Below are 13,877 nucleotides of genomic sequence, written 5' to 3' on the forward strand. Positions count from 1 at the left end.
CACCTTCCTTAGTTGATTTTCTCCCCTCTCTATCATAAATATACCCGTAAAACATGTCTGTTGCAATTATTATTTTCTTTTCCATATCCCGGCAGTCAGCACCGTCATATCATCGGCGGCACTTTCTGTAAATGATCTTGCAAATAAAAGAATCCGATCCGCCATATCCTGGGGATTCTTTATTGGCATTCCTGCAATAAATTCCTGAAGCATCAGCTCCTTGTCATCTGCAGGAAGTGCATCTAAGACGCCGTCGCTTACCATGATGATCCGGTTATCATCCCATAGCTTTTTGGATAAAAGCACCGGTTCCACCGGACTTAATATCCCCATGGGTACTTCGCCTGCCTCTAAGCGTTCCACGCCTCTCTCACTGCGGATATAGGTGGCCGCTGCGCCCAGCTTCATGGCCTCCATAATTCCGGTCTTTAAATCGATGCAGCATAAGTCAAGGGTCGCCGGATGCTGGGTCAGTCCGGTAAGGAGAAGTACGGTATTTACCATTTTAAGCGCTGCCCTGGTAGAAAATCCGGCTTCCAGCAGTCTCTGGGTCAGCTCGATCACCTGTCTGCTCTCTTCCTCTGCTATTTTACCGCTTCCCATGCCGTCAGACAGACTCATAATGGCCTGTCCGGGCTGAACCTGTCCAAATGTATAGTTGTCTCCGGAAATCTCTTCTCCTGTTTTAACGGCCTTTGCAGCACCGTAGATAATCTGATAATCCCCCTTTTCAACAAAACGGATGGTGTCTGCTGACCTGGTAACCAGAGTTCTTCCGTCAGGTGCCACCGTCCACTCTCCTTCTTCCATGGCATCCTCTAATATCTCTGCTGCTTCCTTGACCGTGACGCAGCGCCCATTTAAAGTTCTCATAGTGAGATAGGCTTCTCTCTGCTGGTTCTCATATTCCAGGAGAAGCATTTTTTCTATCACAATATGATTTTTGCGGAAAGCACGCTTGATCTCTTCTTCCCATTCCGGTGTAATATCAGTAGCATGCTCCACCTGATGAGAAAATTCTTCTAAAATCACTGCCAGTTCTTTAAACTGAACAATGATTGCATCCCTGCTTTCCAAAAACCGGTTCTTCCATGCAAGATTCATGGTCGCCCGCCCAAGACCCCTGTTTAAGTGAGCCAGATATTCTTCCCTTCTTTTACAGCTTTCCAGAAAAAAACGGGGCATGTCCCCGTAATCTACGCTTCCCTTTTGTTCAAACGCACGAATTAAATACTGCAGATAATACTGGTTGTCCTGTTCCTTACCGGGATATACGATACATTTGTTGCAGCCTGCGCATACCATTGCAGCAGCAGTCTCCAGTGCTGCTATCCCATCTTCCTTTGTAAGTCCCTGTTCTGCGGACAGCTCATCTGTGCACGCTCTGGCAAGTTCCCCAAGCGAATTTGCCATGTCGTTTAATCTCTTTGCCGTATATACATTCACATCAGCCATATCGTGATGTGCCGCCTTACGTCTGAACACAAAAATCCCTCCTGCCTGTATCATGCTTTAAATCATTATATACAGGCAGGAGGGAAAATTTTGTCAAAACAGCTGATTCATTTTTAAAATTGTACGACAGTTTCCACTAATTATGTCCAAGTTTTTTGGACATCCAGGGATACCCGCAGGGTGTTCCACTAATTATGTCCAAGTTTTTTGGACATCAAGGGATACCCGCAGAAATTCTACTTCTTCTGCGATGGTTTCAATAGTATTTCGTCGGGTTTCACAAGCCCCAGCTTCTGCTTTGCAACTTCCTCCACATACTGCTTGGTCTGAACATATACCCGGTATTCCTCCAGTTCCTTGGCACGACCCTGCTCCTTGTCCACCTGCGCCTGAAGATTCTGCAGGCGATACTGGTATTCCAGTTCTTTTTCTTTGAGCGAAGCACCTTCAATCGTGACAATCACTGCCAGACTGAATACCACAAAGGTAATTCCAATCAGAGTCATGCGGTTGCCCCATCTATCTCTTCTTTTTCTTCTTGACTTTCCCATCTTATTCATACAATCACCAGTTGTTCCTACTGCCGTCTCTTGGGACGGATCCACTTATGCATTATCATTTTAAGGTATTTCTGAAGGTTTTTCAAGGATTTTAAAAAAAACCTGCTGACCAGCCGGTCATATAAAAACATCCCAAGAAAAACCCCGGCTATGACATATCCTCTCAATCCTCCGTCATTTTGTTCATACAACAGGGAAAATGTCACCAGCGCGGCATAAACCCAATAAATCATGTCCTCAATTCCTGTGAATACATAAGAATGAGGAATAAATATACGGAAAATTCGAAGCAGGTCATATGTCATCATAAGCCCCGCACCTGTAAAAAAGCTGTAGAGCAGAAGTTTTACTTCATATACGATATGAACGCTCATATGACTCCCTCTGGATTTTATTTAAACAGCCTGGACAGAAGAGACTCCCCAGACCTTCTAAGAGCCTCGTTAGAGGAGTATAGAAGACTTTCTATTGTGCCGTTTAAATCCACTTCCCCTTTTTCCAGAGTTAACCGGCTGACATGAAGATCCTTGCCCTTTAACGTTAAAAGCCCCATATCCGTATCCAGTACCACCTGGTTTTCATCGAAGGAGACCACATCACGTATTCCAGTCATCGTACTGGAAGCACGATTATCTATTGTCAGCCTGTGAGGGCGTACGCTAATTTTTTCTTCCATAAAGAAAAACCTCCTAATATACCTGTATAAAGTATATTAGGAGGCGAGCTCCAATATTCCTGAAATTAAACTTTTGTATCAAGTGAAAGGCTAAAGATAGCGATAAAGCTCTTTTGCCTCATCTTTTTTTACGGTTTCCGCCACATCAAGAACCTCTACCTTAACCGAACTGGTGCCAAAGTGTATTTCAATTATATCGCCTTCCTTAATGTTTAAGGAGGCTTTTGCAGGTTTATCATTCACAAGCACACGGCCTGCATCACAGGCTTCGTTTGCTATGGTTCTTCTCTTAATGATCCTGGAAACTTTCAGAAACTTATCAAGTCTCATGGATTATGCGTTCACCATATCCTTTAATGCCTTACCTGCTTTGAACTTTGGAGTCTTGGAAGCCGGTATATTCATTACTTCACCGCTCTTAGGATTTCTGCCTTCTCTGGCAGCTCTCTCAGATACTTCGAATGTACCAAAGCCAACTAACTGGATTTTCTCGCCCTTAACTAATTCTTCAGATATTACATCTGTTAAAGCTTTTACTGCCTTTTCTGCATCCTTCTTGGACAGCTCTGCTTTCTCTGCTACTGCCGCGATTAACTCTGCTTTGTTCATTGATATCTTCCTCCTAGAATGTAGCACCAGGCTACTAATTTTCTCGTTGACACGATTACTATATCATTTATAGCTGTTTCTCCTGATTTTGTCAAGGTTTTTTGCTCTTTTCACGAGCCTTCTCCTGCATTTTTATCGCATTCCAGACAGCCTCTCCCTCTTCCGACGAAATCACCTTTTTATCGCCAAAAACATGGGGATGTCTGCGGATCATTTTCTCACAGATTCCATTCACCACATCGTCAATGGAAAAGCAGTGACTTTCCTTGGCTATCTGGCTGTGCAGCATTACCTGAAACAAAACGTCTCCCAGTTCTTCACAAAGATTCTCCATATCCTTATTGTCAATTGCCTGGAATACTTCCTGGCTCTCTTCTTCCAGATGCTTTTTTAAGCTCTCGTGAGTCTGCTCTCTGTCCCAGGGACAACCATCCTCCGCCCGCAGTTTATTTGTAATATCTACTAAATCTTTAAAAGTATACATGCACGGAACCTCCTTTTTTCAGATTATAACATATACCGGAACAAACCGGGGGAATCTGTTTCCAATTCTGACGTTTTTCTGACATTTGTCCCGGACCCCTGTTAAAAATCCCTTGATTCTATTATAATAATTGCAGTTAAATAAAACCGGAGGTTAACATGAAACATTTTAGTATATGGAAAAAAATAGCCGCCTGCGTGCTGTTTATTAACATCGTTTTAAGCGCATTTACACCTGAAATTGTAACGCCAGGAAGTACCGCAGATGAGTTGACTGCTGTACGTATGGGCATTGGTCCTTCCTTAAATATCGGACCTGGCGGCAAGATCTTTAATGGAGGGAGCCTTTCCCTTCTTGCAGATTATGACAACCGCCAGATGCTTTCCATGGTTTTGCAGGATAAGAACGGTTCTTTGGTAGTCATTGACGGCGGCTGGGATATTGATGCGGATCATTTAAGTGATGTAATCCGTTCAAAAGGCGGACATGTTTCTGCCTGGTTTGTCACCCATCCCCACTCCGACCACGTGGGAGCACTGGTTAAAATTTTAAATAATCCAGATCGTAATATTACAATTGACAATGTTTACTACTCTCTGGCAGACCAGGCCTGGTATGATAAGGTAGAGTCCTCCCGATCTCTGCTGGTAACGGATTTACGTTCAGCCTTGTCGACACTCCCGGCATCAAGTCTCCATACTGTGAAAAAGGGAGATGAGATCCAGGTGGGCTCTATAAAGGCCAAAGTACTGAACAACCCCTACCTGCTTGATGTAACATCAGTAAACAACAGCTCTGTTGCATACAAATTCTTTTTAAACAATGTAAGCATTCTTGTTTTGGGAGATATGGGGCCTGAGGCAGGAAAACTTCTCTTGGAAGAGACAAGCGCAGCTGATTTAAAAAGTGATATTGTACAAATGTCCCACCATGGTCAGTATGGCGTAAGCCGGGAAGTTTACGCAGCCATTAAACCCCAGATCGCTTTATGGCCATGTCCGCTCTGGCTGTGGAATAATGATAACGGCAGCGGTATCGGAAGCGGTGACTGGAAAACCCTTGAGACCAGAAAATGGATGGAAGAGCTGGGTGTAAAGGTTAATTATTGTATTAAGGATGGCGATCAGACCATCAACTAATTATGACCCGTCATCAAAACGGCAGCCCTGTTAATTTCCGGCTGCCGTTTTTAGTTGCGCATTTTTTGTATTAATCCCCTCCAGGACCATCTCGTCTTGGTCTTTCTGATTCTGGCAGTGGCTCTACATAAAAACCGTCTTTGTAAGGGTCCGTATCAATCTCCGGAATATCGCCATCACTGTAGTCATCCTCTTCGGGCATAAAAATCCTCATGTTCTCACCTCCTTAACCTTCCATCTGACGTCCTAAAAATCCGGCAGCTGTTGTCGCAAGTTTTGTCTCCATATCACCAAAGCGTGCTCTTGGCTCTCTGCTTAAAAGTGCAACTGCTCCAATGGCATCTCCTTCACAAATAATTGGTGCCACTACCTGAGCCGTTATGCCTTCCAGAGTCTCTCCTGTTAATGCTACAAATCCTTTATCATCTTTTCCTGCCACAACAACGGTACGCTCATTAATGATCGTCTCCAGCTGCTTGCTGATGGTCTTTTGGAGAAGCTCCTTTTTTGATCCGCCAGCCACAGCGATAATCTGATCGCGGTCACTGATACATACGGTCAGTCCGGTAGTCTGTGCCATGGCTTCCGCATACTGGGAAGCGAATGCAGTAAGCTCTACCATAGGAGAATATTTTTTTAATATAATTTCACCTTCTCTGTCTGTAAATATCTCAAGCGGAGTTCCTTCTCTGAGTCTGAGTGTTCGTCTGATCTCTTTTGGTATTACCACACGTCCAAGATCATCAATTCTTCTTACAATACCAGTTGCTTTCATATTTAATATTCCTCCATCTTGTGCATTTTTCTATCACTGATATTATTTTGCATCGAATACACCAGATTATACTTAAGTCTGCCATTTTTCCCAAAATTTAAAATCAGGGCCAGACTTTTAATAAAGTCTAACCCTGATTTTTAATTAGTAAATTATGAAATTTTAAGAAGTGGGATGTTCCATACCCAGATTAAAAATCACCTTGCCTGACACGATGGGGAACTTCTTTTGAAGAGGTTATATACGCCTCATGTGCCACTTTTGCTGCCGGATTATCGGGAACAGGGGACACAAATCTGTTTTCAAAAGAACCATAGCGCTGAATGGTTAATTCATCTGATACTCGTTGGAGAAGATACATACCTAAAACGTCCATAGCTACCACCTTTCTTCGAAACAAATGTATTGAAGTAAGAAAGCATCCGGGACTTAATCCCATCTTCTACTATTAGTATATCACAAAATGCCAAAAAATCAACCAGACAAGCTGTATTTTTTTAGTTATATTTTCTATATTTTTCTATTTATCAGATAATTCACTAATCTGCTTCAAGATGACCTCAGCCTGGCTTATCATGGCATCTGTTGTTGCATTTTTCTTCCGGTCAAGGTAGGCAAATTTGGGTTCTTCTCCCATATGGAATTTTAAATCTCCCCTGTACTGCTCAATAATCTTAGGAATTCCTTCTACCTTAAGCTTTGCATTCCGGTACATGGTAAGCCGGATTTCCTGGCGGTTAATATTTACCTCGGTCACATAGGCGCTGTGTGCCAGAGCCTTTATTGCCGCAACCTTAAGAAGATTCTCAACCGGCTTTGGCATCTCGCCAAAACGGTCCATCAGTTCATCCTGCATATCCATATGTTCTTCTTCATTTTCAATCGAAGAAATGCGCTTATAGATATCAAGCTTCTGATATTCATTTTTAATATAAGAAGTTGGAATATAAGCATCGATATCGCAATCCACCACGGTCTGGTAAGTGTCCTCTTCTTTTCTTTCGCCCTTCAGTTCCAAAACCGCCTGGTTCAATAGTTTGCAGTAAAGGTCATATCCCACGGCTTCCATATGTCCATGCTGCTCTGCACCCAGAACATTGCCTGCTCCTCTTATTTCCAGATCCCGCATTGCAATTTTGATACCAGAGCCAAGCTCTGTAAATTCACGGATCGCCTGAAGCCGCTTCTCTGCTTCTTCTTTTAACATCTTATCCCGTTTATACATTAGAAATGCGTATGCAGTACGACTGGAACGCCCTACCCGGCCTCTTAACTGGTAAAGCTGGGAAAGCCCCATTCGGTCCGCATCCTGAATAATCATGGTGTTTGCATTGGAAATATCAAGTCCTGTCTCAATAATTGTGGTACATACCAGAACATCAATTTCACCGTTTACAAAATCAAACATGATTCGTTCCAGTTCATGCTCGTGCATCTGCCCATGGGCAAACGTAACCACTGCCTCCGGAACCAGCTTTGCAATGTGGTTTGCAATCTCATCAATGTTATTAACCCGGTTGTATACATAATAGACCTGTCCTCCCCTTGACAGTTCCCTGTGAATCGCTTCCCGGACCATTTCGTCATTATGCTCCATTACATAGGTCTGTATGGGCATTCGGTCAACAGGCGGCTCTTCCAGAACGCTCATGTCCCGGATTCCCACAAGGCTCATATGAAGGGTTCTTGGGATTGGGGTGGCTGTTAAAGTTAGAACGTCTATGTTTTCCTTTAACTGCTTGATTTTCTCCTTATGGGCAACTCCAAAACGCTGTTCTTCATCAATAATTAAAAGACCCAGATCCTTAAACTGCACATCTTTGGATAATACACGGTGGGTACCTATTACAATATCCACCATGCCTTTTTTTAAGTCTTCCACCGTTTTCTTAATCTGGGCAGAGGTCTTAAACCGGGACATTAAATCCACCCGTACCGGAAAGTCCTTCATTCTCTGTGCAAAGGTATTATAATGCTGCTGAGCCAGAATCGTAGTGGGAACCAGGTAGACCACCTGTTTTCCTTCCTGAACCGCTTTAAAGGCCGCTCTCAGTGCAATCTCTGTTTTACCATATCCCACATCTCCACAGATTAAGCGATCCATAATTTTGCCGCTTTCCATATCTGCTTTTGTGGATTCGATTGCATCCCACTGATCCTCAGTCTCTTCGTAGGGAAACATCTCTTCAAACTCTTTCTGCCAGACGGTATCCTCACTGTAACGGAATCCATGTGTCTGCTGTCTGGCTGCATAGAGCATAACCAGATCCTTTGCTATCTCTTTTACAGCACCCTTTACTCTGGTTTTGGTTTTATTCCACTGATCTCCTCCAAGGCGGTTCAGCTTTGGCTTCTTGGCTTCCGCACCGGCATACTTCTGGATTCCGTCAAGCCTGGTAGCCGGAAGATACAGATTACCGTTTTCTGCATACTCCACTTTTAAGTAATCTTTGATTACACCATCCTGTTCAATCTTTTCAATTCCCCGGTAAATACCAAGACCATGATCCTCGTGAACCACATAATCGCCAACAGCGAGATCGGAAAAGTTCTGGATTCTGGTGCCTTCATAGACCGTCTTTTTCCGTTTACGTTTCTTTTTCTCCACACCGAACATGTCACCTTCGGTAATTACAAGGAATTTGATCATGGGGTATTCAAATCCCCGGTGAATGTTGCCGTGAGTCACCAGAATTTCTCCCGGCTTCACCTCATGCTCCCCATCCTGATCGTCCGGGCAGTAAGCGCGTAATTCGTATTCTCTTAAATCGCCTGCCAGACGGCTGGCTCTGGTTCTGGAGGCGGACAACAGGATAACCCGGTATCCCTCCCGTTTCCATCTGGTTAAATCCTTAATCAGAAGTTCAAAACTGTTTTGATAGGAATTAACGTTTTTCACCTGAAAACTATAGCGGTTTTTCACCACAAAGCCTGACAGCTTCTGTTCCAGACCGGTTAAATACACTCCGCTTTTCATCTGAATTCTGGCTAACATCTCTTTTGCCGGATAAAGAAGGTTTGTCTGTCCCGGAAGAAGATAACCATTTTCCAGACGATGAATCATGCTTTCCCGGAATTCCATCTCAACGGTTTCTCCCTTTTCCTTTAACCGTTCCGGTTCATCTAAGAAAAAGACTGTATCTTCAGGAGAAAAATAATCAAGAAAGGATACACTCCCTTTACAGAAGTACTGAATATAGCCATCAAGTCCGTGCTGCTTCCAGCCTTCCTTTAAGCCTTCTATCAGTTCTGATACAAGGGACCGGATTCTGGCGGCTTCCTGAATCTTTGACTGAGCCCGCAGATCCTTTTCATATTTTTTCAGTTCTTTTTGAAGTTCTTCCAACCCATCGTTAATCTGCCGGGAGGTAAGAACCATCTCCGTGGCAGGATAGATACAGATTTCATCAAGCTGGTCTATGGACCTCTGGCTTTCTAAGTCAAAGGTTCTAATGGAGTCCACCTCATTGTCCCAAAGCTCAATACGGACAGGTAGTTCTTCTGTTAAGGGAAAAATATCGATGATGCCGCCGCGAATGGAAAACTGTCCCATCCCGTCTACCTGACCCATCCGCTCATATCCCAGCTGGGTAAGCTGTTTTTTCCACAGCTCCACATCAATAATCTGACCGTTCTCAACGGAAAGTGCCTGTTTCTTCAAATCAGCAAGAGGCATAAGGTGGTCCATCAAACCATCAAAGGTTGTTACCACCCATCCGGAGGATTGTTCCATTAAATGACGGAAGACCTCCATTCGCTGTTTAGTCAGCAGATTCCCATGGATATCTGCATTGAAAAACAGCAAGTCCCTTGCCGGATAAAGCCACGTATCAGAATCAAAAAAGCGAAGATCTTCATAGATCTCTCTTGCCCTGGTATCATCATAGGTGATTACCAGTTTAAGACCTGCATGTTTTGCCGCTTCATACATCAGATGAACTTTCTGGGAATCCATGCAGCCGCTTGCCATGACTGGTCCGGCCTTCTTTTTCAGATCAGAGCAAAGACCTTCAAAATCCTTTAGTTCCCTTAATGGTTTCTCAAATAGATCGTTCATGAAATCTCCTTATTTCTTCCTGTTGAAATAATTCATCGCCTTTTCGGCTCCGTCTTCCACCATCATGATTGCCGCCTCTGCCCCAGCCAGGTAAGCATCCGCCATAACAGACTCCAGCTCCTTTGGAAAACGTCCAAGCACATAGTCTGCCAGATCCATCTCTTTAGGCTTCTCACCCACTCCAACTCTGATTCTTGGAAATTCCTGGGTTCCTAAGTGCTGTATGATGTTTTTCAGTCCGTTATGCCCGCCGGCACTTCCTTTCAGACGAATCCGAAGCTGTCCCTCCACAAGGTTGATGTCATCGCAGATCACAATAACATGTTCCGGCTCTACCTTATAAAAGTCAGCCATGGAGCGGATGCTCTCTCCGCTTAAATTCATATAGGTCTGGGGTTTTGAAAGAATAACCTTCTGATATCCTGCCATTCCCATACCATATATTGCTTTATGCTTCTTCTCCGTCATGGGGATTCCCAGTTTGTCCGCCAGAACATCAATAGCCTCAAAACCCACATTGTGTCTTGTTTTATCATATTCTCTAGTTGGATTACCTAATCCTGCGATGATGTACATGATGATTCTCCTTATTATTGTCTATATTAACAGCAGTTGCATTTCATGACTGATCATGGAGTTTTATGAACGCCCGAAAAGCGTTAGATTTCCCATATGAGGGCACCTAACGCGATTCCTCTAATTTTAGCAGTTTAAAACAAGGATGTAAAGGCAGAAACGCAGAATAATTTTATTCCATTGAAATCATTCAGACAGAAAGTTATAATGTAGGTATTTGAGAAAGGAACCTGACATGGAACAAACAAATAATACTTACCGCATGATTCTTTTAAGCTCATTAACCAAAGTATTTACCGATGAAGAGCCTTTATATTATCCGGAATGCTGCCGCCTTACCGGTCTTTATGGGGAAACGGTTTCTTTTCAGACTGCCTGCTCCTTTTCAGGTGAAGAGAAGGAAGCGCTTCGGGTTTCCATTGATTCTCCCCTGGAAAAACAGATCCGGATCAGACAGGTGATTTCCGTCCCCTCCGCTTACCCTGCTCATGAAAAACGGGACAGTAATTATCTCCGCCACACCCCCGGCCTTTACCCGGATCTTCTAAGGAATCTAAATCATGACAGTCTACTTCTGGTACCCGGTAAATGGCAAAGCCTTTGGGTGGATGTTTCTCTCACCAGCGAAATTAACCCAGGTATCTATCCAATTACAGTTTCACTGATTAATTCGGAAGAGTCAATTGCTGCATCCGTTACGGCCACACTGGAAATCATATCAGCCTCATTGCCCAGTCAGGAACTGATTCATACACAGTGGTTTCATGGAGACTGCCTGGCTGATTATTATCATGTCCCCGTTTTTTCTGAGGAACACTATACTATTCTGGAGCATTTTATTTCTCTTTATGCAAAGAGAGGAATGAATATGATACTCACACCAATCTTCACCCCACCTCTTGATACGGCAAGAGGCGGAGAGCGGACAACCATTCAGCTGGTGGATATTATGGAAGAGAACGGGACTTACCAGTTTGATTTCTCCAGGTTACGGAGATGGGTGTCAATCTGTAAAGCATCTGGAATCAGATATTTTGAAATGGCCCATCTCTTTACTCAATGGGGCGCAGAATCTGCTCCTAAAATTATGGTCACAACCAACGGGGAGGAAATCAAGCGGTTTGGCTGGCACACCCCTGCCTTAGGGGACTACACCCATTTCCTTAATCAGTTTCTTCCTGCACTGAAAATGGAGTTAAAACTTCTGGATATCTTAGATGATACCTGGTTTCATATATCCGATGAGCCAAAACCCTCCAATTTTGACTCCTATGCTGCCGCCAGAGAATCCGTTATGGAACACTTAAAGGGCTTTAAGATAATAGATGCACTATCTGATTATTCTTTTTATGAATCCGGCCTGGTAGAAAGGCCCGCTTGTGCTACCGACCACATAGAACCGTTTTTACACCACAGTGTCCCTCATTTATGGTGCTACTATTGTACTGCTCAGTGTGTTGATGTTGCCAACCGCTTTATGGCAATGCCTTCAGAAAGGAACCGCATCTATGGGATTCAGGTTTATAAATTTGGAATGGAAGGTATCCTTCACTGGGGCTTCAACTTTTATAATTCCGAATATTCTCTGGAGCACATCAACCCTTATCTGGTTACGGACAGCGGGGGAAGCTTTCCATCCGGAGATGCGTTTTTAGTTTATCCGGGAGCGGACAAATATCCGGAAGAGTCCATCCGGCTGATGGTCTTATATGAAGCCATTCAGGATCATAGAGCGTTAAAGCTGTTAGAACAGTACATTGGCAGGGAAGCTGTAATCGATCTTTTAGAAGAGGACTTATCGGAACCAATTACGTTTCAGACGTATCCGAAGTCAGCATCCTATCTGATTTCAGTCAGAAATAAAATAAACCGTATGCTAAAACAATTTATTTAAAAAAGATGCTGCAGGTCAGACATACCCGTTATTAAAATTTTATACTCATGTCCCTTGTCATACCTCCTGCCATTATGTTAAAATAAAACCGTTGCGCTTATATAAGTTCAAAATTGGTTGAACGTTTCTACCAACTACCTCAATAGTTGACTATAAGGGTTAGAAGGAAAAAGGAGTGATGTTCATGAAGGAAGCTTCAAAAAATTACGATGTGATCATCATCGGTGCAGGCCCTTCCGGTATTTTCTGCGCTTATGAACTGATCGATAAAAAACCGGATTTAAAGATCCTGATGATTGAAAAGGGCCGTCCGATTGAAAAACGTACCTGCCCCAAACGTACAACCAAAGTATGCGTAGGCTGCAAACCTTGCTCCATCACCACTGGCTTTGCAGGTGCAGGAGCATTTTCAGACGGTAAATTATCCTTATCTCCTGACGTAGGAGGTAATCTGCCCGAAATACTGGGATATGATAAAACCGTGGAACTGTTAAAAGAATCTGATAATATTTATTTAAAATTCGGCGCAGATACCAATGTATATGGTGTTGATAAGCAAAAGGAGATCCAGGAGATCCGCCGCAAAGCCATAAACGCCAATTTAAAACTAATTGAATGCCCCATCCGCCATCTCGGTACGGAGGAAGGCTATAAAATCTACACCCGTCTTCAGGAGCATTTACTGGAACAGGGTGTTGAGATGGAATTTAATACCATGGTAAAGGACATTATTATCGAGGATAATCAGGCTAAGGGAATTATCACAGATAAGGATGAGATCTATGAGGCTCCTGAGATCGTTTCTGCCATAGGCCGCGAGGGATCTGACTGGTTCAGCCATATCTGCGGGAATCATGGAATTGAGACGAAGGTCGGAACCGTTGATATTGGAGTTCGTGTTGAAGTCAGAGATGAAGTTATGGAATTTTTAAATAAGAATCTCTATGAAGCGAAGCTTGTTTATTACACTCCAACTTTTGATGATAAGGTACGTACATTCTGTACCAATCCTTCCGGAGAGGTAGCCACTGAATATTACGAGAACGGGCTGGCAGTTGTCAATGGACACGCATACAAGTCCCAGGAATACAAAACCAATAACACAAATTTTGCAATCCTGGTATCCAAAAACTTTACCAAGCCATTTAAAACACCCATTGAATACGGGAAACATATTTCACAGCTAAGCAACATGCTGTGTGACGGCAGGATTCTGGTACAAACCTTTGGAGATTTCCAGAGAGGAAGACGTACAACTGAAGAGCGCTTATGCCGCAACAATATTATTCCAACCTTAAAGGATGCGGTTCCAGGCGATTTATCCCTGGTATTCCCTCACAGAATTATGGTTGATATTAAGGAAATGCTGCTGGCTCTTGATAAGGTAACACCCGGTATCGCAAGTGATGAGACACTTCTTTATGGAGTGGAAGTTAAATTCTATTCCAATAAAGTGGTTGTTAACAGTGATTTCGAAACCAGCGTGCTGGGACTGCGTGCAATCGGAGATGGTGCTTCCGTAACACGGGGACTTCAGCAGGCCTCTGCCAATGGTATCAGCGTTGCCAGAAGTATTTTAAGCAAACTAATATAAAGAGAAAAAAGGGGTGTTACATTACCGACTTAGTTGGTTTTGTGGCACCCTGCTTTTT

General features: G+C 43.4%; 15 protein-coding genes and 1 riboswitch. Of the genes, 3 read left to right on the forward strand and 12 right to left on the reverse strand.

Translation table 11 applies throughout. The features are described 5' to 3' along the window. Positions 1-69: 69 nt before the first annotated feature. The 7 genes from ACOAOT_RS20310 to ACOAOT_RS20340 all read right to left on the reverse strand — a co-directional run bounded on the left by ACOAOT_RS20310 (position 70) and on the right by ACOAOT_RS20340 (position 3,784). The gene (locus tag ACOAOT_RS20310) at positions 70-1,485 is read right to left on the reverse strand and encodes a SpoIIE family protein phosphatase (RefSeq protein WP_341457781.1); all 1,416 of its coding nucleotides are present in this window, start codon (positions 1,483-1,485) and stop codon (positions 70-72) included. A 206-nt stretch (positions 1,486-1,691) separates the two neighbouring features. Next, a complete protein-coding gene (locus ACOAOT_RS20315) occupies positions 1,692-2,015 on the reverse strand; it encodes a septum formation initiator family protein (protein WP_420218632.1) in 324 nt (107 codons plus the stop codon). 17 nt (positions 2,016-2,032) lie between these two features. Next, positions 2,033-2,389 (reverse strand): spore cortex biosynthesis protein YabQ, encoded by a 357-nt coding sequence (yabQ, locus tag ACOAOT_RS20320; protein WP_104433544.1) that lies wholly within the window; start codon positions 2,387-2,389, stop codon positions 2,033-2,035. A gap of 17 nt (positions 2,390-2,406) precedes the next feature. Beyond that, on the reverse strand, positions 2,407-2,691 hold the full coding sequence (gene yabP, locus ACOAOT_RS20325; RefSeq protein WP_104433542.1) for a sporulation protein YabP: 285 nt from the start codon (positions 2,689-2,691) through the stop codon (positions 2,407-2,409). Positions 2,692-2,781: 90 nt separating this feature from the next. After that, positions 2,782-3,021: an RNA-binding S4 domain-containing protein gene (locus ACOAOT_RS20330; RefSeq protein WP_420218633.1), complete on the reverse strand. Its 240-nt coding sequence runs from the start codon at positions 3,019-3,021 to the stop codon at positions 2,782-2,784. Positions 3,022-3,024: 3 nt separating this feature from the next. Next, positions 3,025-3,327, reverse strand: a complete 303-nt coding sequence (locus ACOAOT_RS20335) for an HU family DNA-binding protein (protein WP_268875600.1) — start codon at positions 3,325-3,327, stop codon at positions 3,025-3,027. Between the two features lie 64 nt (positions 3,328-3,391). Then, the gene (locus tag ACOAOT_RS20340) at positions 3,392-3,784 is read right to left on the reverse strand and encodes a MazG family protein (RefSeq protein ID WP_349672463.1); all 393 of its coding nucleotides are present in this window, start codon (positions 3,782-3,784) and stop codon (positions 3,392-3,394) included. A gap of 158 nt (positions 3,785-3,942) precedes the next feature. On the opposite strand from ACOAOT_RS20340, the gene ACOAOT_RS20345 reads away from it, so the two are divergent. After that, complete coding sequence (locus ACOAOT_RS20345) at positions 3,943-4,923, forward strand: ComEC/Rec2 family competence protein (RefSeq protein WP_277409614.1); 981 nt, start codon at positions 3,943-3,945, stop codon at positions 4,921-4,923. A gap of 70 nt (positions 4,924-4,993) precedes the next feature. Here ACOAOT_RS20345 and ACOAOT_RS20350 read toward each other — a convergent pair whose 3' ends face one another. From ACOAOT_RS20350 to pth, 5 genes are all read right to left on the reverse strand, one after another. Then, complete coding sequence (locus tag ACOAOT_RS20350) at positions 4,994-5,137, reverse strand: AE-binding protein (protein ID WP_104433535.1); 144 nt, start codon at positions 5,135-5,137, stop codon at positions 4,994-4,996. A 12-nt stretch (positions 5,138-5,149) separates the two neighbouring features. Then, positions 5,150-5,698, reverse strand: coding sequence for a stage V sporulation protein T (gene spoVT, locus ACOAOT_RS20355; RefSeq protein WP_104433533.1), 549 nt, complete (start codon positions 5,696-5,698; stop codon positions 5,150-5,152). 190 nt (positions 5,699-5,888) lie between these two features. Continuing rightward, positions 5,889-6,074 carry a hypothetical protein gene (locus ACOAOT_RS20360; RefSeq protein ID WP_420218634.1) on the reverse strand — a complete coding sequence of 62 codons (186 nt, stop codon included), beginning with the start codon at positions 6,072-6,074 and terminating at the stop codon, positions 5,889-5,891. A gap of 144 nt (positions 6,075-6,218) precedes the next feature. Next, positions 6,219-9,755 carry a transcription-repair coupling factor gene (mfd, locus tag ACOAOT_RS20365; protein WP_420218635.1) on the reverse strand — a complete coding sequence of 1,179 codons (3,537 nt, stop codon included), beginning with the start codon at positions 9,753-9,755 and terminating at the stop codon, positions 6,219-6,221. A 9-nt stretch (positions 9,756-9,764) separates the two neighbouring features. Continuing rightward, positions 9,765-10,331: an aminoacyl-tRNA hydrolase gene (pth, locus tag ACOAOT_RS20370; RefSeq protein WP_277409616.1), complete on the reverse strand. Its 567-nt coding sequence runs from the start codon at positions 10,329-10,331 to the stop codon at positions 9,765-9,767. Between the two features lie 235 nt (positions 10,332-10,566). On the opposite strand from pth, the gene ACOAOT_RS20375 reads away from it, so the two are divergent. Both ACOAOT_RS20375 and ACOAOT_RS20380 read left to right on the forward strand, forming a co-directional pair. Beyond that, complete coding sequence (locus ACOAOT_RS20375) at positions 10,567-12,225, forward strand: DUF4091 domain-containing protein (RefSeq protein ID WP_420218636.1); 1,659 nt, start codon at positions 10,567-10,569, stop codon at positions 12,223-12,225. A gap of 77 nt (positions 12,226-12,302) precedes the next feature. Continuing rightward, positions 12,303-12,398: riboswitch (purine riboswitch) on the forward strand. 11 nt (positions 12,399-12,409) lie between these two features. Next, positions 12,410-13,819: an NAD(P)/FAD-dependent oxidoreductase gene (locus tag ACOAOT_RS20380; protein ID WP_420218637.1), complete on the forward strand. Its 1,410-nt coding sequence runs from the start codon at positions 12,410-12,412 to the stop codon at positions 13,817-13,819. The last annotated feature ends 58 nt before the right edge of the window (positions 13,820-13,877 follow it).

It is taken from the genome of Lacrimispora struthionigena (assembly GCF_048627165.1).
GTDB lineage: Bacteria > Bacillota > Clostridia > Lachnospirales > Lachnospiraceae > Lacrimispora.

Bases quoted from the DNA above. Each gene is read 5' to 3' on its own strand.
- ACOAOT_RS20360 (WP_420218634.1), bottom strand. From the start codon at position 6,074: ATGGACGTTTTAGGTATGTATCTTCTCCAACGAGTATCAGATGAATTA.
- ACOAOT_RS20380 (WP_420218637.1), top strand. From the start codon at position 12,410: ATGAAGGAAGCTTCAAAAAATTACGATGTGATCATCATCGGTGCAGGC.
- pth (WP_277409616.1), bottom strand. From the start codon at position 10,331: ATGTACATCATCGCAGGATTAGGTAATCCAACTAGAGAATATGATAAA.
- mfd (WP_420218635.1), bottom strand. From the start codon at position 9,755: ATGAACGATCTATTTGAGAAACCATTAAGGGAACTAAAGGATTTTGAA.
- ACOAOT_RS20345 (WP_277409614.1), top strand. From the start codon at position 3,943: ATGAAACATTTTAGTATATGGAAAAAAATAGCCGCCTGCGTGCTGTTT.
- yabP (WP_104433542.1), bottom strand. From the start codon at position 2,691: ATGGAAGAAAAAATTAGCGTACGCCCTCACAGGCTGACAATAGATAAT.
- ACOAOT_RS20330 (WP_420218633.1), bottom strand. From the start codon at position 3,021: ATGAGACTTGATAAGTTTCTGAAAGTTTCCAGGATCATTAAGAGAAGA.
- ACOAOT_RS20315 (WP_420218632.1), bottom strand. From the start codon at position 2,015: ATGAATAAGATGGGAAAGTCAAGAAGAAAAAGAAGAGATAGATGGGGC.
- yabQ (WP_104433544.1), bottom strand. From the start codon at position 2,389: ATGAGCGTTCATATCGTATATGAAGTAAAACTTCTGCTCTACAGCTTT.
- spoVT (WP_104433533.1), bottom strand. From the start codon at position 5,698: ATGAAAGCAACTGGTATTGTAAGAAGAATTGATGATCTTGGACGTGTG.
- ACOAOT_RS20340 (WP_349672463.1), bottom strand. From the start codon at position 3,784: ATGTATACTTTTAAAGATTTAGTAGATATTACAAATAAACTGCGGGCG.
- ACOAOT_RS20375 (WP_420218636.1), top strand. From the start codon at position 10,567: ATGGAACAAACAAATAATACTTACCGCATGATTCTTTTAAGCTCATTA.
- ACOAOT_RS20350 (WP_104433535.1), bottom strand. From the start codon at position 5,137: ATGAGGATTTTTATGCCCGAAGAGGATGACTACAGTGATGGCGATATT.